The sequence below is a fragment of the Burkholderia ubonensis genome (assembly GCF_902833085.1).
Taxonomy (GTDB): Bacteria; Pseudomonadota; Gammaproteobacteria; order Burkholderiales; family Burkholderiaceae; genus Burkholderia; species Burkholderia ubonensis.
Window position 1 is genome coordinate 293,450 of record NZ_CADFEB010000001.1, and the last position, 22,598, is coordinate 316,047.

Sequence of the window (22,598 nt, forward strand, 5' to 3'; positions counted from 1 at the left end):
GGTTGCGCGCCCCGCGCGCCGTGATGGGTCGGGAAATATAACCGGCTTTGACCCCGGACCGAAAGATACCCGCGAAAAAAAACGGGAAGCGCGAGGCTTCCCGTTTCCCGTTTCGTCGCGCGGTTGCGGCGCCATCGCGCCGCGCCGGTCATACGCCCGTCAGAATCCGTTACGCCGCCGTTTCCCGCGCCGGCACCGGCTGCATGCCCCGCTGCCCGTCCCGGTTCGCGTCCACCCACGGCGCGATCTCCATGTCCTCGTAGCGGACGAAGCGGCTCTTGTTGACGAGCCGGTAGCCGCCCCACACCGCGAGGAACAGCGGGATGCCGACGTAGGTCGCGACGACGCTCATCCAGTCGATCCGGTTCGCGAGGAACGCCTGGTAGTCCTGGCCGAGCGCGATCACGATGCACAGCGCGAACGCGAACAGCGGACCGAACGGGAACCACTTCGACTCGTACGGCATCTGGTCGAGCGAATAGCCCTGCACGACGTAGCCCTTGCGGAACCGGTAGTGGCTGACCGCGATGCCGAGCCACGCGATGAAGCCCGTCATCCCCGACGTGTTCAGCAGCCACATGTAGACGGTCTTGTCGCCGTACAGCGAGGTCAGGAAGCACAGCGCGCCGACCGCCGTCGTCGCATACAGCGCGTTGCGCGGCACGCCGCCCGGCGACAGCTTCGCGAACAGCTTCGGCGCGCGGCCTTCGGTCGCGAGGGTGTACAGCATCCGCGTCGACGCGTACATGCCCGAGTTGCCGGCCGACAGCACCGCGGTCAGGATCACCGCGTTCATCACGCCGGCCGCGAACGCGAGGCCCGCGTGGCGGAACACCAGCGTGAACGGGCTCACGCCGATGTCGGTCACGTCGCTTTTCAGCAGGTTCGGGTCGGTATAGGGAATCAGCACGCCGATCACGAAGATCGCCAGCACGTAGAACAGCAGGATCCGCCAGAACACCTGGCGCACCGCGCGCGGGATCGTCGTGCGCGGGTTCTCCGATTCGCCGGCCGCGACGCCGATCAGCTCGGTGCCCTGGAACGAGAAGCCCGCGATCATCGCGACGCCCATCATCGCCGGCAGGCCGCCCGCGAACGGCGCGTCGCCGATCGTCAGGTTGTTCCAGCCGTTGTGCGGTGCGCCCTTCAGAATCCCGAAGATCATCAGCAGGCCGACGCCGATGAACGCGAGCACGGTGACGACCTTGATCAGCGCGAACCAGTACTCGGCCTCGCCGAAGCCGCGCACGGTGAGCGCGTTGAGCAGGAACATCACGCCGAGGAACGCCGCGCTCCACCAGACGCCCGGCACATCCGGAAACCAGTAGTGCATCACGAGCTGCGCGGCCACCAGTTCGACCGCGATCGTCACCGCCCAGTTGTACCAGTAGTTCCAGCCGAGCGCGAAGCCGAAGCCTTCGTCGACGTACTTCGCGCCGTAGGTCGCGAACGAGCCCGACACCGGCATGAACGCCGCCATCTCGCCGAGGCTCGTCATCAGGAAATAGACCATCAGGCCGATCAGCATGTACGCGATCATCGCGCCGCCGGGGCCGGCCTGCGAGATCGACGCGCCGGACGCGACGAACAGGCCGGTGCCGATCGAGCCGCCGATCGCGATCATCGTCAGGTGGCGCGCCTTCAGCGCGCGGTGAAGCTTGGGTGGGTTCGCGGACGAACCGGATTGGTCGGGATTCGGAAGTGCGGACATAAAACGGACGAACGTTGAGCGGGCCGGCGGCATGCGTGGCCGGCGCCCGCGCGAAATCGAGGCGCGATGCGCCCCCTGGCCTGCATGCGATGCAGCCCCGGCGCGCGTCGCGCACCGGGCCGCCTGCGGCGAAGCGCGGATTCTACCTGATTCGTCAGCGGGGACAGCGCACGCGGCGAGCGATACGCGACGCATGGCGGGCCGGCCCCCCGCCTGCACGGCCGATTTCCTTCCGGTCGAAAACCGCCAGAACGCCGATTAATCAGGACATAATGCAAACAGGTTTCGAATAATCAGACAAAATGACGGCTTGCGAGAGGCAGATTCAAATCAGATTCCCACCGCGCGCCCCGGCAACGTCATGACAGGTAACCGGGTCGGATGTCATTTAAAGCATGAACGGTTTTGACGAGATGGCAAGATCGTCAAAATTCGCGAGATAATATGGATTATCTTGAAATAATCGTGCGGAATCATCGAAACCATGCATCTTCCGCCGCCTTACGCCCGCCAGGATGATGCAATTCCCGCTGCTGCCCGCGTTGCGCCGCCACATCTCGTCGACGGCCGCACGGATCTTGTCGCCCGCCGGCGTCATCGTCCTGGGCGTCGCCCTGCTGTTGTTCAGCTGGAGCTTGTGCGCGTCGTTCCTGATCGACACGCGCCGCGACGCCTACCACCATGCGATCGACAACGCCCGCAACCTGATGCTGCTCATCGAGCGCGACATCGCCCGGAACATCGAGCTGTATGACCTGTCGCTGCAGAACGTCGTCGACGGCATCGCCGATCCGGCCGTGATGGCGCTGCCGCCGTCCATGCGTAACCGGGTGCTGTTCGACCGCGCGGCGACGGGCAACTACCTCGGTTCGATTTTCGTGATGGACCCGCAGGGCAACATCGTGATCGACTCCCGCTCGGGGCCCGCGCGGCACGGCAACTTCGCCGACCGCGACTATTTCACCGCGCACCGCGACCGGCAGGCCCACGGCCTGTACATCAGCAAGCCTTACGCGTCCCGGCTGCGCAACGGCGCGCTGACGATCGCGCTCAGCCGCCGGATCGACCGCCCCGACGGCTCGTTCGGCGGCATCGTCGTCGGCACGCTGAGCATCGACTACTTCCGCGCGCTGCTCGACGGCCTCGCGGTCGGCAAGCGGGGCACCGCGGCGATCATCGAGGACAGCGGCGCGCTCGTGTGCCGCCTGCCGTACGACCCGGCCCTCGTCGGCCTCGACCTGCACAAAGGGCCGCTGTTCACCCAGGCGATCGCGCATCGCGAAGGTGTGCTGAACGGCAGGGCGGCCATCGACGGCGTGCGGCGCTACTTCGTCTACCGGCACCTGAGCGGCCTGCCGCTGATCGTCAACGTCGCGCCCGCCGAGGACGACATCTATGCGACATGGCGCGAGCGCGCGATCTGGATCGGGGTGCTGATGGCCGCCTTCACCGCGATCATCGCGGCGGGTTCCCTGCTGCTGTCGCGCGAGCTGAAGCGCCGGCAGGTCGCCGAATCGAAGCTTTACCGCCTCGCGCATACCGACGCGCTGACCGGTCTCGACAACCGCGGCCGGTTCGACGCCGTGCTCGCGCAGGAGGCGCAGCGCGCCACCCGCAGCAACCGGCCGCTGTCCGTGCTGTTCATCGACGTCGATCACTTCAAGTCGTTCAACGACTACTACGGCCACCAGGCGGGCGACAACGTGCTGCGCCAGGTCGCGCAGTGCGCGCTGCGCTGCCTGCGGCGCCCGAGCGATCACGTCGCGCGCTACGGCGGCGAGGAATTCGTGGTCACGCTGCCCGACACCGACGCGCGCGGCGCGGCGACCGTCGCAGAAGCGATCCGGCGCGCGATCGCCGGGCTCGACGTCGAGCACGTGATGAGCCCGTACGGGCTCGTGACCGTCAGCATCGGCACGGCGACCACCACGCGCGGCCGCTCGCTGAGCGCCGCGATGCTGCTGAAGCTTGCCGACGAAGCGCTGTACGAGGCGAAATCCAGCGGCCGCAACCGCGTGTGGGACACCGCGCGCAGCCGGACCGCGGCGTGACGGGCGGCCCGCCGCCCGCATCCCGCCGTGGACAGCCGGTGCGCGTTGGGCTAGGGTCTGTTTACATACGGAACGCACATGCGAATGCCCGAAATCGCCCGCAGGGCAAGGAGGAAGGAGCGCCGTTTGGCCGCGCCAAACAAGCGACGCGCGACGCCGCCATGCGGGCGATTTCGGGCATTCCCCTGGAATGAAATTTTTAACTTGGGGTTGCCACGAGAACGGCCGCTCGCCGCGTTGTGCTCCTTGCGAATACGTCCAGTATTCGCGGCGTCGCACGCCTCGCGAGCGGCCGTTCTCGTGGCAACGCATGTGCGTTCCGTATGTAAACAGACCCTAGCGTTACGTCTCCGGTCGCAGCCGCCACGGGACGCCGGATGCCGGCCGGGTTTGCGCCGGCGCGCCAGTTCGTCACCCCGCTTTCCGTCATGACCACCCTGCCCCACACCCGGCTGCCGCCCCTGATCCGTAACGCGCTGCGCCCGCTGCTGGACCCCTATCGCCGTTACCGGCATGCGAAGCTGATCCACGCCGCGCGCGTCGCGCTCGCGATCCTCGTGTCGATCGGCCTGTCGACCGGCCTGCGGATTCCGCACGGCGAATGGTCGACGATCACCGTGCTGATCGTCGTCGGCGGCCTCCAGCATCACGGCAACATCCGCAAGAAGGCCGCCGAGCGCGCGCTCGGCACGTCGATCGGCGCGCTCGCGGGGCTGCTGCTGATCCTGCTGCACTCGGCCGTCCACGCGCCGCTCGCGATCTACGCGGTGATGGCGATCGCCTGCGGCGTCTGCGCGTATCACGCGATCGGCAAGGCCGGCTATATCGCGCTGCTGTCGGCGATCACGATGGTGATCGTCGCCGGGCACGGCGACAACGAGATCGTCGACGGCCTGTGGCGCGCGGTGAACGTGCTGGTCGGCATCGCGATCGCGCTGTCGTTCTCGTTCGCGCTGCCGCTCTATGCAACCTACTCGTGGCGCTACAAGCTCGCCGACGCGCTGCGCGCGTGCGCCGCCGTGCACGCGCGGATCGCGGGCGGCAGGCAGGTCAGCGACGAAGCGCACCTGAAGGAGATGGCCGCGCTCGGCGCGCTGCTCGTGCAGCTGCGTTCGCTGATGCCGTCCGTGTCGAAGGAGTGCGGGATCTCGATGCAGCAGCTCGACGCAATCCAGCGCAACCTGCGGCTCTGCATCAGCTACCTCGAGATCCTCGCGAGCGTGCGGCCGGCCCGCGACGATACGGCCGCCCGCGACTACCTGCGCGTCGCGATGAAGGCGACCGACCTGAACATCCGCGACCGGCTGGTCGGCGCGAGCCGCGCGCTGAAGTTCGGCACGCCGAGCCGGCTCGGCGGCACGCGGCGGCGCCCGGATGTGCCGCACGACGCGCCGCCGCCGCAATTGTCCGGGTATGTGTCGATTTCGGCGAAGCTCGCCGGGGAAGTGGATCAGCTGAGGGAGCGGCTGCTGGATACCGCGCGGTCGTGGAATATCTGATCCGAGCGTCCTGGGGTGCGGCGAGCCGGCTCAAGCCGGGCGGTCAAGGGGCGGCAAGATTCTTGCGGAGGAACGCGAGCACGTCGGCATCGAGCTCCTTGTGAAAGGCCTCGCGGTCGAAACCCGGGGGATCAGTGCAGATCTCCGGCGCGCGCTTCGCCAGCTCGACGGGGCATGGCGGCAAAAAGCTGAAATGCTGCGAATTGGGCACCACGTGAAACTCGACGCTGGCAGGCAATGCGCGGGCGATGGCCGCGACGCTTTCCGGCGTCACGCCGTCGCCACCGTGCGCCGAACTCCATAGCTGTACCGGCACCGTTACATTCCTCATGCTTCCCGCGATGAAGAAGAGGCTGAGCGGATCGGCGATCACCGCCGCCTTGATGCGGGGATCGTGAGCAAGTGCCGGCAGCTCGCCTCGCCGGATTTGTTCGCAGATCAGGCTGTTCCTGCCCTCGCATGACTTCGGCGCCTTTCCGAAAACGGGGTCAGCACCGATCGCGACTAGCCCCGTATAGCCTCCCCGCGAAAAGCCGAAGAATCCGACACGCGCCGCATCGATCCGCGACGCGTCGGGCCATGGGCCGAGCATGAAGTCGATCACTCGTCTGACGTCGGTCGGCCGCTCGATCAGTACGGAGAAGTCGCCGTTACGCCGCTCGTTCGTCGCGCTGTCGCCATGATCGATGGCGGCGACGACGAAGCCGGCATCCGCCAGCGTTTCGGCGATGTCACGGTGGCCGACGAAACTGCCGCTCCAGCCATGCGAGATGACGACAAGCGGCAGGTTTTCGCCTGCGATCGGACAATCCTTTGCGACGGACATGACCACGAAACCCAGCTTCACGCTTCCCGGAGGCTGCGTGCACGGATACCAGACCGCGCCTGTCAGCGTCGGGCCATCGTGATCGGCCGGGATGTCTAGCAAGCGGAAACCTGCAGCCTGGGCCAACGTCGCCATGAGGCAGAAAGCGGCGGCGACAACGAATTTCAATGGACGCATTGATTGCTTCTCCGATCGGGAAAATAACCAGCATGGCGCCCAGCAGCCAAGGCGCGGAAGGTGGCCAGGGTGGCCGGGGCGTTGCGGGGGGCTAATCTTCGCTCGGGCCGCCGGCCGCCGATCCGTCCCTTGAAAGTCGGTGCCGATCGGCCGCGGTAATCGCCGCGCACACGTTCCGGACGCCCCGGCCGACGGCCGCGCGCCCGAAATCAACCCTTGCCCCAAGCTCCCGGACAGCCGATACTCGCATATTCCGCGAAATACAACCCCTCCCGGACTTCAATCCACGGTAATTCCTATGAGCACGATTCTCGAAAGCCTCCCGACCGGCCAGAAGGTTGGTATCGCCTTCTCCGGCGGCCTGGACACCAGCGCCGCGCTGCACTGGATGAAACTCAAGGGCGCCGTCCCGTACGCGTACACGGCGAACCTCGGCCAGCCCGACGAAGACGACTACGATTCGATCCCGAAGCGCGCGATCGAATACGGTGCGGCAGGCGCGCGACTGATCGACTGCCGGGCGCAGCTCGTGGCCGAGGGCATCGCGGCGCTGCAGAGCGGCGCGTTCCACATCACGACGGCCGGCGTCACGTACTTCAACACGACGCCGATCGGCCGCGCCGTGACGGGCACGATGCTGGTCGCCGCGATGAAGGAAGACGGCGTCAATATCTGGGGCGACGGCAGCACGTACAAGGGCAACGACATCGAGCGCTTCTACCGCTACGGCCTGCTCGTGAACCCGGACCTGAAGATCTACAAGCCGTGGCTCGACCAGACGTTCATCGACGAGCTCGGCGGCCGCTCGGAAATGTCCGAATTCATGAACCAGGCGGGCTTCGCGTACAAGATGTCGGCCGAGAAGGCGTATTCGACCGACTCGAACCTGCTCGGCGCGACGCACGAGGCGAAGGATCTTGAAAGCCTCGAAAGCGGCATCAAGATCGTGAACCCGATCATGGGTGTCGCGTTCTGGCGCGATGACGTGAAGATCGCCGCGGAAGAAGTGACGGTGCGGTTCGAGGCGGGCCAGCCGGTCGCGCTGAACGGCGTCGAGTTCAAGGATCAGGTCGAGCTGCTGCTCGAGGCGAACCGCATCGGCGGTCGCCATGGTCTCGGGATGAGCGACCAGATCGAGAACCGGATCATCGAGGCGAAGAGCCGCGGGATTTATGAGGCTCCGGGGCTGGCGCTGCTTTATATCGCTTACGAACGTCTGGTCACCGGCATCCACAACGAAGACACGATCGAGCAGTACCGCGAGAATGGTCGCCGTCTCGGCCGCCTGCTTTACCAAGGCCGCTGGTTCGATCCGCAGGCGATCATGCTGCGTGAAACGGCGCAGCGCTGGGTCGCGCGCGCAGTCACCGGCGAAGTGAAGATCGAGCTGCGTCGAGGCAACGATTATTCGATCCTCAGCACGAAGTCGCCGAACCTCACGTATCACCCGGAGCGTCTGTCGATGGAGAAGGTCGCGTCGACGTTCTCGCCGAAGGATCGGATCGGGCAGTTGACGATGCGGAACCTCGACATCACCGATACGCGCGACAAGCTGCGTGTTTATACGCAGGTCGGACTGCTGACGCCGGGTGAATCGTCGGCGCTGCCGCAGATCAAGAACGACGAGAAGTAAGTCGGTTCATTCGCTCGCGGGCCGTTTGTTTCTGAGGCGGCCGCGAGCGGATGCATTCATTACCGCTCAGGTGCCTTGTCCTGAGCGCGCCTGGGCCCATTTCACACGCTCGTTCAAACGCCGCTTCCAGTCTGGTGCGAGGCCAGGAACGACGCTCAGCGCGTCGAGATCGTCAACGCTGGGGCGATGTGTCAGTTGTACCTGCCAGAACTGGTCGATGGAAAAGCGATCCGTTTGTCGCTCCACCAGTGCGATCGCATCACCGGGATTAATCGTCCCTGGGTTAATCACACGGTAATACCAGCCGGTGATTCGGGTTTGCGCCACGAACATCGACATGCTGTCCACACCAAAGCGGTGATTGATTTTCCAGCAAGGACTGCGGGGCTGTGACACCTGCAGCAGAACCGTGCTGCCGATCTGGAAAATGTCGCCGATGTGCACGTTCTGTTCGCTTAGCAAGCGTGCCGAGATGTTTTCTCCCAAGCTGCCCGGAACCAGTTCAGACGCACTATCGGGAAATGCTTGCGCAAGCTGCTCGTAGTTTTCTGCCGCATAATGGTGAATCGCTTTCTCCGGTCCACCATGCACCCTCGCGTCCGCCTGCTCGTCACCTGACAGGCCGAAGGCTTCGACTCGAATGGAATCCGTGATGCGCTGCTTGAATATGCCGCTGCGCTGCCCTTCGGGTAGGTAACCCGTTCCGCCGGCAAACAGGGAGTCAATGGTTGAGATTGGCATCATGGTGTAATTCGCGGATTTTCCAGGAGAACGGCTAATGCTACTCGGTTCGGCGAATCGGGGCTCCGGTCAATCCCACTTACAGATGAATGCAAGAGATCACTATGAACTACGTCGTGACCAAGCCGCATCGAAGTGAGTATCCGAATCCCATCCGTCTCAACAAGGGCGATCCGTTCGTCATTGGCGAGAAGTATCAAGGCCCCGAGGGCTGGGATGACTGGTTTTTCTGCACCACGCCCGGTCAGGCGGGCGGCTGGGTTCCGCTGCAAGTCATCGAGCGGCTTGCCGATGGTACGGGCCGTGCGCTGGAAGACTATACGGCTCGGGAACTGGATGTGGATGCCGGCGAAATGCTGATCGGGTTCAGGATATTGAATGGATGGGTCTGGTGCGAACGCCTGTCTCGCGGCGACGCGGGATGGGTTCCGTTGCGAAATCTGGAGGTTGATGAGGAGCGAGAGGGGTCTAGGCGAAGCCCATCGAGTTGATTTTGTATCGACTCTGCATCAAGCACTTAGCCACCCCATCTCGATGAACCTATTAACCTCTGCAACAGCCCCCCCAAAGAGGACAAGACCGTCCTGGACCGGGTTCGCATCTCGGCCACTGTCCGTGACAGCATTGCGGTTGAGTATTACCACGAAAACATCCCTGTATGCGCTGAAATATCGTTCGTCGCGCAAGTTTCGACGCCCTATGGATTCATCAAGCCGTAGTGTGAAGTTTTGACCGGGAATACGGGGTCAACTCCACTAGTGCCGCATCACACGATTCGCTTGGCTCACGCCATTCGGACTCACAATCCTCACAGATAACGAAGAGAGCACGATCATCTTTCTCGGTGGCCACGAGAATCCTGCCCTGCCCACAGACCGGGCATGTTTCGTTGACAACAGCGTAATGCACATACGTCATGGTTTAGGTGCCTTCGGCAAGGGTGCGCCATTACCAGGGAATGCGGTAATGACTTGGTTCGTCCCATGCACTGTGATGATGGTCACAGAATTCAGGTTCTGTCGTTGTCCAGTGTAGCCACCGGCATATCCCGAGTTCGTAACTCCCCGCAACCCTAGATGTGGCGCGGCTTCGCCAGCAACCACCGCCTAGATGCAATCCTTCGATCCAGTTTTTCGCCCAAACGCGCTTTTCCAGCTCGGCGCACGGACTTCGTTAAAGAGCAAGGCGCAGCGGTTCACCGCTCAGGAATGTGGTGCGCCTCAAACCCGCATCACGCTTGGCTGAGCGACCGTTTCGCACGCGGTTTGGTACGTGCGTCATGTCTGTAGCCATTCAAGGGGACGTTTCAGAATGAAACACCACGGGCGATTACCCAATTCCACGCCCGCGCCGGCCGACCGCCGACACGATAAACATCGCGTAATCGCCGATGCCTGGCTGCGCAGCGCGATCGACGGAATCCGGCTAATGCGCCTCGACGAGGACGCGCGCCGCGAGGTGGCGAGAAGGATTTTCTAGTGGTCCGGCACCGGCGCGCGGACGACGACGAATCGCGCAAATCAGCAGCCGCGCTGTCACGCTCGCCGACACTCGACACACACCTATCCCGCCAAATAAGCTCTTGCGGGAATCGAAGATGCATCGCCAACGACAGAGATCTTTGCTGTCATGCCTGAATAAAGCAGGTCCCACTCTCTTCCATACGACTCGATTCGATCAATGACAAGATCGATGGCGAACGACACACCTTCAACCTGAGTACAAGAACTGCGATCCTCGCTAAACGTCACCGAATAAGGCGTGGCCATTGATAAGTGCCCGCCCTTCCGAATGTCAGTCACGCATCGAATCACAATTTCCCAACGCCCCTTTTCCTTCTCGATTGGCGCGTCCTCAGCGATCAATTTCATCATCTCTGCTTCCCGCTCATTTACCGCTCAGTTGCTTCGCCTGTTGGATAAACTGCTGAATCTGGGCCGCCGTGAGTCGAGGTGTCGTTTGCAACGTGGACGTGATGTCTCCAACCCCAATATTCGCGGGAACCGAGATTCCCATTTTAGACAAGATCGAGCGAGCTTGGGTTGACGTGATCGTTGTCGATGCCAAGTTCGTGAACTGAGAAGGAGCAACAGAAACAGCGAACTCACTCTCTAGTTGGGCAAGAGTTGAAGTGCTTGCATTTCCGAATGGCGAAACCTCGATCCCCGCTAAATCGGCAGGTAAAGCAACCTGTACAATGCCATTGCCATAAGACGTCCCGCTTCCAGTAGCAAAAACGGTCGCGATCGCCGGATCGTTTGTGGTTGGCGTAATGCCAATTTTTTGCAAACCGGGATTACCGGGATACCCTTCCGTCGTTCCTCTGAAGAGGGTAGTACCAGCGGCACCATTGTTTGAGGCGTTGGCATTGTTACTATTCGGTGACGCATCACCAAGCCGCGAAGCTTGGACATTAATCGCTCCACCGTCTGCAACATCCACAATGACTGGCTCCCTCGCAGCACGCGCCGCCGGCGAAGTAGGCACCTGAGACAGCCCCGGGCTTGTCGCGCCCATCGTCGCCATGCCCGTCACCGCATTGCCGTACTGCGCCGCGTAATACGCGTCCGTGGGCGAACCCGATGCAGACAGCCATCCGCCCAGCATGCCCGCCAGCGGGCTTTCCAACATGCTGACCAACGTCAGCGCACCCAGCGACGAACCCGATGGAGTCGGCACGAGCTGAGGCCCCGTCACGGCCGACGACGGGAAACTTTCCGGCCCGTTCATCGCTTGAAGCGGGTTCGCGTACGTGTAATACAACCCGTCGCCCAACCGCGTCTGATGCACCAGATTCCCGCCGGCCTGTGCCGCCGCCATCTGAGCCTGACACGCTGCACTACCCGTACCGCCCGCGCACGCCTGCGCCAGATTTTGATCGTTCTGCGCCGCCAGCGCCGCCAGTTGATCTTGCGTTTTCGTATCGCCCGATGCGACCGCCTGTTGGTACTGATCTGCCTGCGAGATCTGCCCCGGCTGTGCGGGAATGTGATTCAGCCAGTTATTCTGTGTCTCGTTCTGCGCCGCTGTCATCGCGCCCTGAACATTGAACCCGAGTGCACCCGCGACACTACCGCTTACCAGCGTTTCGATCGCCGTCAACGCGGCAGACGGGATATTCCCGTTCGCATCGATGATCGGATTCAACCCGGCTGAGACCGCTCCGCCAATCGCACCGCTGGCGCAGCCGGTACCTTCTGCAGCAGACGCCGCGCAGCCCAGCCCCGCATGCGCCAACGCGTATAACGGGCTGCTCGTGCTCATCCACCAAGATGGCGATTGCTGGTTGAATGCGTCGCCAATTACGTTCGCGCCAACAGCCGCTGCCTGCTGCACGGTGTTATGCAGCAGAGCGTTGCCAAAACTACCGTCTTGGAAAAGCGTCTGTACAGACGCACCGATCAGCGCCTGCCCGCCAATGTTCTGTGCGGTTGCCCCGATATTCGACAGCGTCGTGGCCGACGACGCCTGTGTCACGCCATTGCCCCAGCTCGTGATCCCGGTCGAGCCCAACAAACCCTGCGTCAGACCCGCAGTCAGGCCACTGATGGCCGCGCCTTCGAACGTCTGCTTCAGATCGAGACTACCGGTCGATATCACTTGCGACACCGCGCCCGCTGCCAATGCCGTCGTCGCTGCAGCCAAACCGGTCGCTGCGGCACTGCCAATCACCGCCAGCGTTGGACTGATCGCCGCCAATGCGATCGGGTCGATCAGGGTGTTAAATACCCCGAACATCGCGGGACCCATGTAGACCGACAGCGCGATCGCAGCCACCATGCCGATCAGCTGCACCATTCCAAAGCTGTCGCCCGCCTTGACGAAATCGCTATGGAGGTTGTCGCTAAGGGTGGTCTGCGTGAATCCAGAACCGAGCTTTGTGTGTATATCGGCAAGCAACGCCTGCGTGCGGTCTGTACTGACACTGCCGTCCGCACCGAGCAACTGCAACGCCCCGCCAATCTGGTTGAGCGTCTGCACGTTCAGGTCCATGTTCGCCGCGCTCATGAACCCACCCGGCTGCACAACCGTCCCGGTCGTCTTCAGGTAGCCGCCATCGACCTTCTGCCAGATCTCCCCGACATTGACCTGATTCGCCTGGTTCGTCAGCGTGTGCGTGTCGACGCTCAGCGTCCCTGACGCCGTGATACTCCCCGTATTGAGGATGCTGCCGTTACCGTCCTGATTGAACTTCAGCGTGACGTCATGACCGGAAATGTTCCCCCCGGCCGACATCGCCGTCGTGTCCTGCGGCAGATACACCTGCGGCATCAGCGCGGTGATCGTCGGGCACGTCACCGTCCCTGTCTCGTGACACGTCGGGTCCGGCACCGTCTGCTCGACGTACCACAGCATTGGCTTGTCGAGCGCGTTGATCTGCGTCTGCGTGAGGGCAACACCGAGTTGCAAACCATGCGTCTTCGAGTAATCGAGCGCGTTCTGGTACAGGTACCCCTTCTCCTGCTCCGTCACCGACACGTTGTTCTTGCTGTCATACGTCAGCCCGTCGACGAAGCTCGACTTGCCGGTTTGCTTCAACGCGGCTTGCTGCAACAGCAGGTTCTCTTCCTGCGGGTTGTAGTAGAACAACGTCGACGACGGCTGCAAGTCCTTCGGCAAGCTGTTCAGCAGATCCTGCGGCCCATACGAGCCGAGCGCGGATCCGCCCAGCGACACATCGACGTAAGACGCCTTGCCGGCCACCGGGGTCGGCAGCGCACCCGTGCCAACGGCGCGCGGAATCGACAGGTTCAGCCCCGGCAAATCAACCGGACTCAGCGAAATCACCTGAGACGGCGCGTTCACGCGCGGCGTATAGGTATTCGCCGTCGTGATGCCGTTGATCAGCTTCTGGCCGCTCAGCGACACCGACGTGCCGAGCACGTTGCCGACGTTCTGGATCTGGCCGTTCGACGAAATCGACAGGTTCGGCGCTTGGATCGTCGACGCGATGTTGCCGACAGGCGTCGGCGGGTCGATCACACCACCCGTGCTGGTATACGCACTGCCGTACAGCGCCTTGCACTGCTCCGGCGTGCCGCATGCCCAGATGTCGTGACGCTTGTCGCTGCTGAACATGCCCGTTTCCTGCACCCAATGCGAGTGCCAGTAGGCGTTCAGCACCTGCGCCTCGTTGACGACCGGGCCGGCGACGGCGATCGTCGCGTTGTTGCCCGCGGCAATCAGGCTGCCGATGTTGGTCAGGCTGCCCGCGTTGATCTGCAAGTTGTTGCCCGCGCTGATCACCGACGAACTACCCGACTGCTGGTCGACGTAGCCTTCGCAGTAGCTCTCCTTGTAGCCACCCGCGGTCATGCAGCCCGAGTACTGCTCCTTCTTGCCGTAGTTTTCATGTACGGGAACCGGCGGCGGCAGGTTGTTGGTGATCGCCCCCGATACGTTCAACGTGATGTTGTTGCCCGCGACGATGTTGCCCGACGTGTTGTTCAGACTCTGCGCAGGCTTGGTCGAGCTCGCGGTCGTGCCGACGCCGCCGATCACGATGTCGTGTCCCGCGAGCAGGTTGCCGTACGTGTTGTTGATCTGGCCGGCCGCGATGACGAGGTCATGGCCCGCATAGATCGTCGCATTGTTCTGCGAGTAGCTGAACGTCGTTGTGTTCGGGTTATTGCCGCGTGGTTGTACCCCGTTGTTACAAGACCAGAAGGATACGCCGGAAGCGCAGCCAACCTTCGACGAATAGCTCTGCTGGCTGCCGCCTTGGTTGGCCAGGCTGGCGGCGTTGACCTGAACGTTGTTGCCGGCGTATAGCATGCCGGCGTTGACGAGATTGCCACCGTTGACGGTTAGGTCCGTGCCAGCGGCGATTAGGCCGGTTGATGCAGAAATTGTTGTCGTGCCGGTTGATGTTGGAGCGGCGGAACCAATATTAACCGTGAACGTGTCCGGGGGTACACCCTGGGAGCAGTTAGCGCAGAACGGATCACCCGTTCCGTGGATTGCAATAATGCTATTTGGCGTGCTGAGTGCACTTACCTTAGATAAAAATGCAGAATACTCAGCTTGGTTGACAGATTCGGTAACGTACGATGGCAAAATCGAATTCAATGCACCGTTCGCCAGCGACTGTACGTTTAACGCAATATTTCCTTGCGCAGCAATCTTTCCTCCTTGATTCGACAGCGAATTGGCAGTCAGCGCAATTGAGCCCCCAGCCGAAAGTACTCCTGCCCTCCCCGATTGCGGAGCAACAGTTGTTGCCTGGATAGTCGGCAAGGCAATCGACACAGAGGTGGCGGCAACAGGATCGACGGAAGCCGACGGGGACCAGACATTGTGACCATACCCATCTGCATTCAGATATTCGTTGAATACGACCGTCCCCGACCCCATAAATGGCTGCCCCACCGGAGCCAAGTTCCCCCCAGTCCCTGATTGCACTGCCCAATCGCCTTTATAAAGCAGACCTCCAAGCGTTGCGGGAGCAGATTCCTTAACAACATAATCGTCAAGGGCCTTCGAGTGTCTTAAAAAATAAAAATCTATTGTTCCAAGCGGAGCAGACCACAAAAGTGCCGGATCAACAACCGTCGTTGTAGCAGTAGCCGAGCCACCACTCCCTGAGCTAGCCTGATCATTAATTACCGCCCAAGCATTAATATTCAGGTTATTCCCTGCAAACACCGACCCACCGACGTTATTCAGCACCCCGCCCAGATTGAAGGTTATATTCCCCTGCGATTGAGTCGTCGCCCCAGCATTGGTGTAATTGCTGGCATTCACATTGATCGCACTGACCGCCTCAACCGTGCCGGCATTGGCCACATCCCCATTCAACGTAAGCGTGCCGCCCGCATGCACAAGCTCACCCAGCGCATTGTTGAGCGTGCCGTTGACCGTCACGTCGTTGCCGAGCATTTGCCCGTTGTTCGTCACCGGTCCTTGGAGCGTGAGCGCCGCAGTGCCAGAGATCGTGCCGTTGTTTACGATCCCATTCAGGCCCGTGAGCGTGACGCCCGCGCCGCCGTAATTCCACGTTCCGCCGACATTAATCGACCTCGCCGTCAACGTAAGGAACCCACCTTGACTGATCGTCCCCTGCGACGGATCGAACGCGGTATTGACCGCGCTGACGCCCATGTTCCGTTGCGCGAGCAACTGCCCGCCCGCGTTATAGAACGCGCCGTTCCCGCCATTGATCGTCAGCGACACGTCCCCGGTCGCACCGGTCCCGACGCTCGGATTCCCGGCAAAGATGATCCCGTTCTGGTTGTTCAGCGAACCCGTATTGATGTTGAGCGCATTCACGCCCATCAGCGATCCGCCGACGTTCGTCAGCCCGCCCCCTACAGTGACGTTGGTCGTCGTCCCATTCACCAGCCCGGCGTTCGTGAAGTTCGACGCGTTGATCGTCGTCGCACCGATCGATGCAAGCGACGCCCCCGCCGCGTTCGTCAGATTCGGCGCCGACACATTGAGCGACCCGGCCAGCACATGGGCCGCGTTATACATCCCGTTCTGCGAAGTCAGCGTCGCATTGCCGACCACGTTCACCGCGCGCCCGGAGGCCAGCGTGAGCTGATTCGACGCCTGCGCGGTCAGCGATCCGCCCACCGTCGCATTGCCGAGCGTGACGTTCGCGCCGTTCACCTTCAGGTTCTGCGACGCAACCAGCGAAGCATTGCCCGCATCCACCGTCCCCTGCGCGGAAACGGTCACGTCCTTCGACCCGACCGCGGACCCGCTCAGCGTCACGTTCCCGCCCGACACGCCAAACTGCCCGGCCACCACGCTGTTGCCGCTCAGCGTGACGTTCTGTCCGCCATGCAGCGTCGCGTCGCCATTCGCCGACACGCCCGCGACCGTCACATTGCCGTGCGTCCCCTCGACGTTCACCGTCCCCATCGACGCGACGCCGCCCGTCAGCGCGGCATCATTCGCCGCCTGAACCCGGACATTCCCGCCCGACTGCAACAGCCCGCCGAACGTCACACTGCCCGCTTTCGACGTCGCCGACACCTCGCCGACCGCCGTCGCAGCGCCGAACGACATGTCGCCGCCGGATACCGCCGTGAACTTGCCTGCGCCCTGCACCGCACCAAGCGCGATGCCGCCGCCTGCATTGACGTCGATGTCCTTGGCGTAAGTCAGCGCACCGCCGCCGTCGATCGCGCCGCCCGCATGGATGCTCGCCAGCCCCAGACCGAACAATCCGCCGGCCAGCGTCATCGCGCCGCCGGACGTCAACGTCGTATCGCCGTTCACGAGACCGCCGCCGCGCAGCGCCAACGCGCCGCCGGCGTTCGCTCCCAAACTTCCGGCCGTCACCACCGCCCCGCCGACGCCGAGCTTACCGGTCGTCGCGGCCAGCGCGACGTCGGCGCTCGCTTCGATCGCACCCGCGACGTTCAGGTCGCGCCCCGCGGTCGCGTTCAGCTTGTCGCCGCTCGAGATCGCGCCGCCGACGCCCGCATCGCGCGCGGCCGTGATCGTCGTCGCCTTGCCCGACTTCACGTCACCCGTGACCGTCGCGTCGCCCGCGCCGTTGTGCCCTTGCGCTTCCAGCGCGATCGCGCCGCCCGCCTTGACCTCTCCGGCCGACAGATCGTTGCCGGCCGTCATCGCGAGATCGCCATTGGTCGCGACCTTGCCCTCAACCGCAATGCTGCCGCCCGCCTTGACCGTGGCCTGTTGCGCGAACTCGATCGAACCGGCCGTCACCGAGCCGCCCGCCGTCAGCGTGCCGCTTTGCTGCGCGCCGATGCCCCCTGCGAGCGTCATGTCGCCGCCCGCGTTCAGCGACGCATTGCCTCCCGCGACGGTCGGCCCCGTAAACGAAATCCCCTGCGCGGCGCTGACGTTCAGGTTGCCCTGCGTCGTCACGTCCTTCGCGCTCGCGCTGCCGCCCAACGCGGTCACGCCGAGATCGCCCGCCGAATTGACCGACGCAAGCGCCACGCTGCGCGCAGCGTTGATCGTCGTCGTGCCGCCGGTGTTGATCGCGCCCGCGACATTGGCGTCGCGCGCGGCTTGCAGCGCCATCGTGCCGAACGCCGTCGCCGCGCCGCCGAACGTCACGTCGCCGCCACCCGCACCACCCTTCGCGGTCACACCCAGATTGCCGCTGACGGCCTGCACCGTGCCGAGCCCCGCGTTGTTCCCGCCCGTCACGTTGACGCTCGCGCCTTGCAGCGAACCCGTCAGCGCGATGTCGCGCGTCGCATCGACCGTCGCCGCCTGCGCGAACGCCGCCGAACCCGCGCCATTGATGTCGCGCGCCGCGTTCAGCGCGCCGTTCATCTGGCCCGCGAGCGCGCCGGTCAACGCGATGTCGCGCCCGGCTTGCACGCTGACCTGCTTCGTCACCGAGATCTTGCCGCCCAGCTGCGTGTCGAGTCCGGACACGCTGTTGAACGCGCCCGCGGTCGTCGCCGCACCCGTCAATGCAACATTACCGTTCGTCGCGGTCGTCGTCAGGTCGCCCTTCGATTCCACGCCGCCGCTGACGGATACGTTGCGTTGACCGGTCAGCGTCAGCGCGTCGCCGCTGCCGAGCGTGCCGCTCACGGACACGTCGCGCGCGCCCGTGATGTTCACTGCGCCCGTCGCCGACGCCGTGCCGGTGATCCCTGCATCGCCCTCGCCGGCCTTGCCGTTCGCGGTCACGGTCAACGTCGTCGCGGACGTCGCATCGTGCAGCGACGCGTTGTTCCCGCCAACCACGGTCACCTTGTTCGCCTGCACGCTGCCCGTCAGCGCGACGTCACGCTGCGCGGTGTAGTTCGCGTTCGCGTCGAACGCCTGCTTGCCGCCGCCGTTGATGTCGCGCGCGGCCGTCACGTTGCCGTTCGCGTGCCCGACGAACATCCCGTTCAGCGTCGCGTCGCGGCCTGCCGCAAGCGTCGCGTCCCCGACTGCACTGGTGGCGGCGCCGAGCGACAGGTCGAGCCCGGTCGTGATGCCCAGCTTGCCGCCGCTGTTGATGCCGCCGGTCGCGTTCAGGCTGCCTTGCTGCGCGACGATCGTCGCATGGCCGACCGCCTCGATCGCGCCCGCCACGGTGACGTTGCGTTGCGCAGTCACACCGACCGTCGTGCCGCTGGCGATCTTGCCCGCGACCGACACATCGTTCTGCGCGACCGCCGTCACCGCGCCCGCCGCCGCGACCGCGCCGTCGATGCCCAGATCGCCGGCCCCCGTCGCGGTGTTCGTGCCGTTCGCGCGCAGCGCGATCGCGCCTGCCGACTCGACGTTGTGCACGCTGGCGTTCCCGGCTGCCGTCACGCTGACGGCTTGCCCCTGGATCAGTCCATGCTGCGCGATATCACGCCCGGCCGTGAGCGTCGCCTGTTGCGCGAACGTCAGCTTGCCCGTGCCGACGATGTCGCGCGTCGCATCGACGACGCCCTGCCCTTGCCCGGCCAGCGTGCCGCTCACATTGACGTCGCGTCCGGCCGACAGGTTCGTGTCACGCGCAACGGTCGTATTGCCGCCGAGCCGGACATCCGTGCCCGCCTTTGCACCAAACGCTCCGTTGCTCGCGATCGTGCCGGTCGCGCCGATGCTGCCGCCCGTCGCCAGCACCGACGTATTGCCGGCCGATTGCAGCGAGCCGCTGATGTCGACATTGCGTCCCGCGTTCAGCGTCACGTCCGCGCCGCCGTTCGCCGCGCCGGTCACGCTCAGGTCGCTCGACGCGCCGAGCGCGAGTGCGGACGCCGCCTGCACGTCATGCAGCGTCGCCGATCCGCCGGCCGTCGTCTGCACGTTGCCGCCACGCAGCGAACCGCTCAGGTTCGTGTCACCGCCGGACTTCACGTTCGCGGCGAGCCCGAACGCCACCGCGGCAGCGCCGCCGATCGTGCCGCCCGCGGTCAGCGTGCCGTTCCCCTGCGCGACGACGGAGCCGTTCATCGTCAGGTTCTGGCCGGCGTTGACCGCGAGATTGCCGAGCGACGACGTGGCGTGCGTACCAAGGTCGACCGACTGCGCGGCAGTCATCGACAGATCACCGCCCGACTGGATCGTGCCGGTGCTCGTCAACGCCCCGGCCGAGTTCGTCAGCGTGACGTCACCGTTCGACTGCACGGTTCCGCCGATGGACGTGTTGCGGCCGCCGTTGACGGCAAGCTTGCTCGCCGTGCGCAGCGTGCCGTTCACGACGACGTCGCGCGCGGCATTGATCGTGCCGCTCGCCAGCGAATTCACGTTGCCGCCTATCGTGACGTCGCCGCCATGGGTCGCGAGTTGCAGCGCGGCATTGGCCTGCACGTCATTCAGCGCGATCGAATCCGTCGCGGTCATCGACACCGCACGGCCCTGGAACGCGCCGGTCACGTTGATGTCGTGGCCCGCGTTCAGCGTCGCGTCGCGCACGAAGCCGCTCGTACCGCCGGTGACGATGTCGCGCCCGGCCGCGAGCGTCGCCGCGCCCTGTCCGGCGAACGCGCCGCCGATCGTCAGGTCGCGCCCCGCCGTTGCCGTGACGTCGCCGGTAACCGTCGTCGCGCCGGTCAGCGCGACGTCCTGCGCGCCCCGCGCCGTCAGCGCGCCCGCGCCGTTCAGCGTGCCGGCCGACGTGACGCTGCCGGTCGCGGCCGTCAGCGCGAGGTCGCCCACAGCCTGCACGGTCCCGCCGCCGTTCACCGTCACGTTGCGGGTAGCCGCGAGCGAGACTTGCGAACCGCCGGCCAGCGTGCCGTTCACAACGACGTCGCGCACCGCATGCACGTCGACCGCGCCGAGCATCGCCGTGTTCCCGTTGAACGTCAGGTCGCCGCCGCCGGCGAGGCCATTGGCCATCACCTTGAATGCGCCGCCCGCCTGGACCGCCGCGAGACTCGCGCTGTTGCCCGCGTCCACCTGCAGGTCATTGGCGAGCAGCTTGCCGGTCAGCGCGACGTCATGCGCGGCGCTCAGCGAGCCGCGCTGGCCGAACGCGATCGAGCCGCTGCCGGTAACGTCGTTCCCCGCGCTCAGTGTGCCGTTGTGCTGAACGATCGCGACGCCGGACACGTCGACGTTGCGGCCCGCATTGACCCGCGCATCGGTGCCGACCATCAGCGATCCGCTGACCGACGCATCGCGAGCAACATCGGCCGCCAGTGTCGTGCCGCTCGCGAGCGACCCGCTCACGCTCAGGTCGCGTCCGGTTCGCACGCTTGCCGCGTTCTGCGCGGTCGCTTGCGCCGCGATCGTCGTGTCCTGTCCGGATGCCAGCGTGAGGTTGCCGCCGCTCTTTACGTCGGCGTTCGTCACGACGTTGCCCTGCGTCGCAGTAAGCGCGAGATCGCCGGACGTCTGCAGCGCGGCGTTGACCGTCACGTTGCGCTGCGCACTCGCCTGCAGCGTGCCGCTGTTGGTCTGCCCGTTCACGTTGACGTCGCGCGCCGCCTGCAGGGTCGTCGCGCCGGTCACGACCGTCGTGCCGTTCAGGTTCACGTCGCCCGCGCCGTCCGCGCCGCGCGCCGTCAGCGACAGCGCGCCGCCGCCCTGCAGGTCGCCCAGCGTGACGTTTGCGCCGCCCGCGATCGCCACATCACTATTCGCCTGCGCGTTCGCGACGTTCACGTTCCCGCCCGCCGATACCGCCAGCTTGCCGCCCGACTGGATCGTGCCGGTCGACGTGACGTCGCCGTTCGCGTTGATCGTGTAGCCGCCTACGCCGATATGCGTGCCCGTCATCGACAGGTTGCCCGCGCTCTGCAACGTCGCCTGATGCCGCGCGGCCGAGCCCGCAATGGATACGTCGCCGTTCGCCGACAGCAGCAGGTCGCCCGCGTTCGCGGCCAGCTGCGCGTCGCTTCGCACGCCCATCCCCGCCGCCGTGCTGATCACCTGGATCTGGCCGGCTGTCATCGCGCCGAACGCGGTCGCGTCGATCGCGAGCGAACGATTCGCGCCGCCGTTCGCGGCATTGATCGCCGAGGCCGAATTGTTTGCGCCGTTCGACGTGGTGCCGTAGGTCGTGCCGGTCACGTCCGCCGCCGACGGCGTCACGAACTGCCGCCCGGCAATCGCGTTGACCCGCATCCCCGCGTACAGCGGCGCGTTGACCCCGATCGTCTCGCCGATCAGGTCGATCGTGCCGACCGTGCCTTCGATCCCCGCGCCGGGGCCGTTCACGCCCGCATTGCCTTCGATCTGCAGATGGCCGCCCGTCACGTTGTAGCCGATCGCCTTCGCGTTCGCGTAGTCGGTCGGTGCACCGCCAACACCGCTCAGGAACTGCGGCGCGCCCGTCGACAGCGTGACGCCGATCGTGTTCGTAAAGCCCGTGCCGCGCGTCGTGATGCCGTTCGGGTTCGCGATGATCACCGTCGCCGGCGCGCCGAACACTTCGAGCGGGCCGTTCAGCAAGCTCGCATACCCGCTGCCCGTCGATGTGACCTGGTTCACGATCACGCTCGCGGCCCGCCCGTTCAGGTTCGGGTTCGCCTGCACGTTCCCGCCCGTCAGCGACGTGCCCGACATCAGGCTGTTGTTCAGGATCAGGCCGACCGGGTCGATGTTGAAGCGCTGATACTGGTTCAGCGAAATCCCCGCCGCGTTCGGCGCGGTGATGTTGACCACCGGCACGCCGCCGCCGGCGCCGGTCGATTGCGTGATCGCGGGCTGGAAGGTGATGGGGGCCGTCGGGTCGGTAATCGGTGCGGCGGCGGCGAGCTGCATCGACAGGCGCACACGCACCGATGCCATGTCGATCAGTTGCTGCCATGTATCGTCGTCGAGGCGCCGGTTGCCTGCGCCAAGCACGCCGGCCGCGTCGCGGCTCTGCTCGACCGTCACGGTGATCGGGCCAATGAACATCGTCGTCGCAACGAGCGCGCACATCACGCGCTGCCACCAGCGGTACTCGCGCGGCACATGGGCGTGGGTACGGAAACGCGACATCGACGTTTCCGAACGCTCGCGCGCGCCGACACGCGCCGCTGCCGCGGCAGCCAGTTGCTGCAAGACCTTACGCTTGGACGTGTTCATTTCTTGTTCGATTCGTTTT

General features: G+C 64.6%; 9 protein-coding genes. 4 read left to right on the forward strand and 5 right to left on the reverse strand.

The genetic code is table 11. The features are described from left to right. Nucleotides 1-169 precede the first annotated feature (169 nt). Nucleotides 170-1,711, reverse strand: coding sequence for an amino acid permease (locus tag HWX31_RS01325; protein ID WP_059726280.1), 1,542 nt, complete (start codon nt 1,709-1,711; stop codon nt 170-172). A 515-nt stretch (nt 1,712-2,226) separates the two neighbouring features. Here HWX31_RS01325 and HWX31_RS01330 point away from each other — a divergent pair. Next, a complete protein-coding gene (locus HWX31_RS01330) occupies nt 2,227-3,762 on the forward strand; it encodes a sensor domain-containing diguanylate cyclase (RefSeq protein ID WP_174961238.1) in 1,536 nt (511 codons plus the stop codon). Nucleotides 3,763-4,190: 428 nt separating this feature from the next. Continuing rightward, the gene (locus HWX31_RS01335) at nt 4,191-5,261 is read left to right on the forward strand and encodes an FUSC family protein (protein WP_174961240.1); all 1,071 of its coding nucleotides are present in this window, start codon (nt 4,191-4,193) and stop codon (nt 5,259-5,261) included. Nucleotides 5,262-5,304: 43 nt separating this feature from the next. Here HWX31_RS01335 and HWX31_RS01340 read toward each other — a convergent pair whose 3' ends face one another. After that, the gene (locus HWX31_RS01340; RefSeq protein WP_174961242.1) at nt 5,305-6,264 is read right to left on the reverse strand and encodes an alpha/beta hydrolase family protein; all 960 of its coding nucleotides are present in this window, start codon (nt 6,262-6,264) and stop codon (nt 5,305-5,307) included. A 298-nt stretch (nt 6,265-6,562) separates the two neighbouring features. Here HWX31_RS01340 and argG point away from each other — a divergent pair, with 298 nt between their 5' ends. Continuing rightward, entirely contained in the window at nt 6,563-7,897 is a 1,335-nt protein-coding gene (argG, locus tag HWX31_RS01345; protein ID WP_059634104.1) for an argininosuccinate synthase, read from the forward strand. A gap of 66 nt (nt 7,898-7,963) precedes the next feature. Here argG and HWX31_RS01350 read toward each other — a convergent pair whose 3' ends face one another. Beyond that, the gene (locus HWX31_RS01350; RefSeq protein WP_174961244.1) at nt 7,964-8,641 is read right to left on the reverse strand and encodes an MOSC domain-containing protein; all 678 of its coding nucleotides are present in this window, start codon (nt 8,639-8,641) and stop codon (nt 7,964-7,966) included. Nucleotides 8,642-8,742: 101 nt separating this feature from the next. Between HWX31_RS01350 and HWX31_RS01355 the strand changes: the two genes are divergently transcribed. Further along, nucleotides 8,743-9,129 carry an SH3 domain-containing protein gene (locus HWX31_RS01355; protein WP_174961246.1) on the forward strand — a complete coding sequence of 129 codons (387 nt, stop codon included), beginning with the start codon at nt 8,743-8,745 and terminating at the stop codon, nt 9,127-9,129. A 1,071-nt stretch (nt 9,130-10,200) separates the two neighbouring features. Here HWX31_RS01355 and HWX31_RS01360 read toward each other — a convergent pair. Together HWX31_RS01360 and HWX31_RS01365 are read right to left on the reverse strand one after the other, a co-directional pair. Further along, nucleotides 10,201-10,509: a hypothetical protein gene (locus HWX31_RS01360; protein WP_175933859.1), complete on the reverse strand. Its 309-nt coding sequence runs from the start codon at nt 10,507-10,509 to the stop codon at nt 10,201-10,203. Between the two features lie 16 nt (nt 10,510-10,525). After that, the gene (locus tag HWX31_RS01365; RefSeq protein WP_244143610.1) at nt 10,526-22,579 is read right to left on the reverse strand and encodes a two-partner secretion domain-containing protein; all 12,054 of its coding nucleotides are present in this window, start codon (nt 22,577-22,579) and stop codon (nt 10,526-10,528) included. Between the last annotated feature and the right edge of the window lie 19 nt (nt 22,580-22,598).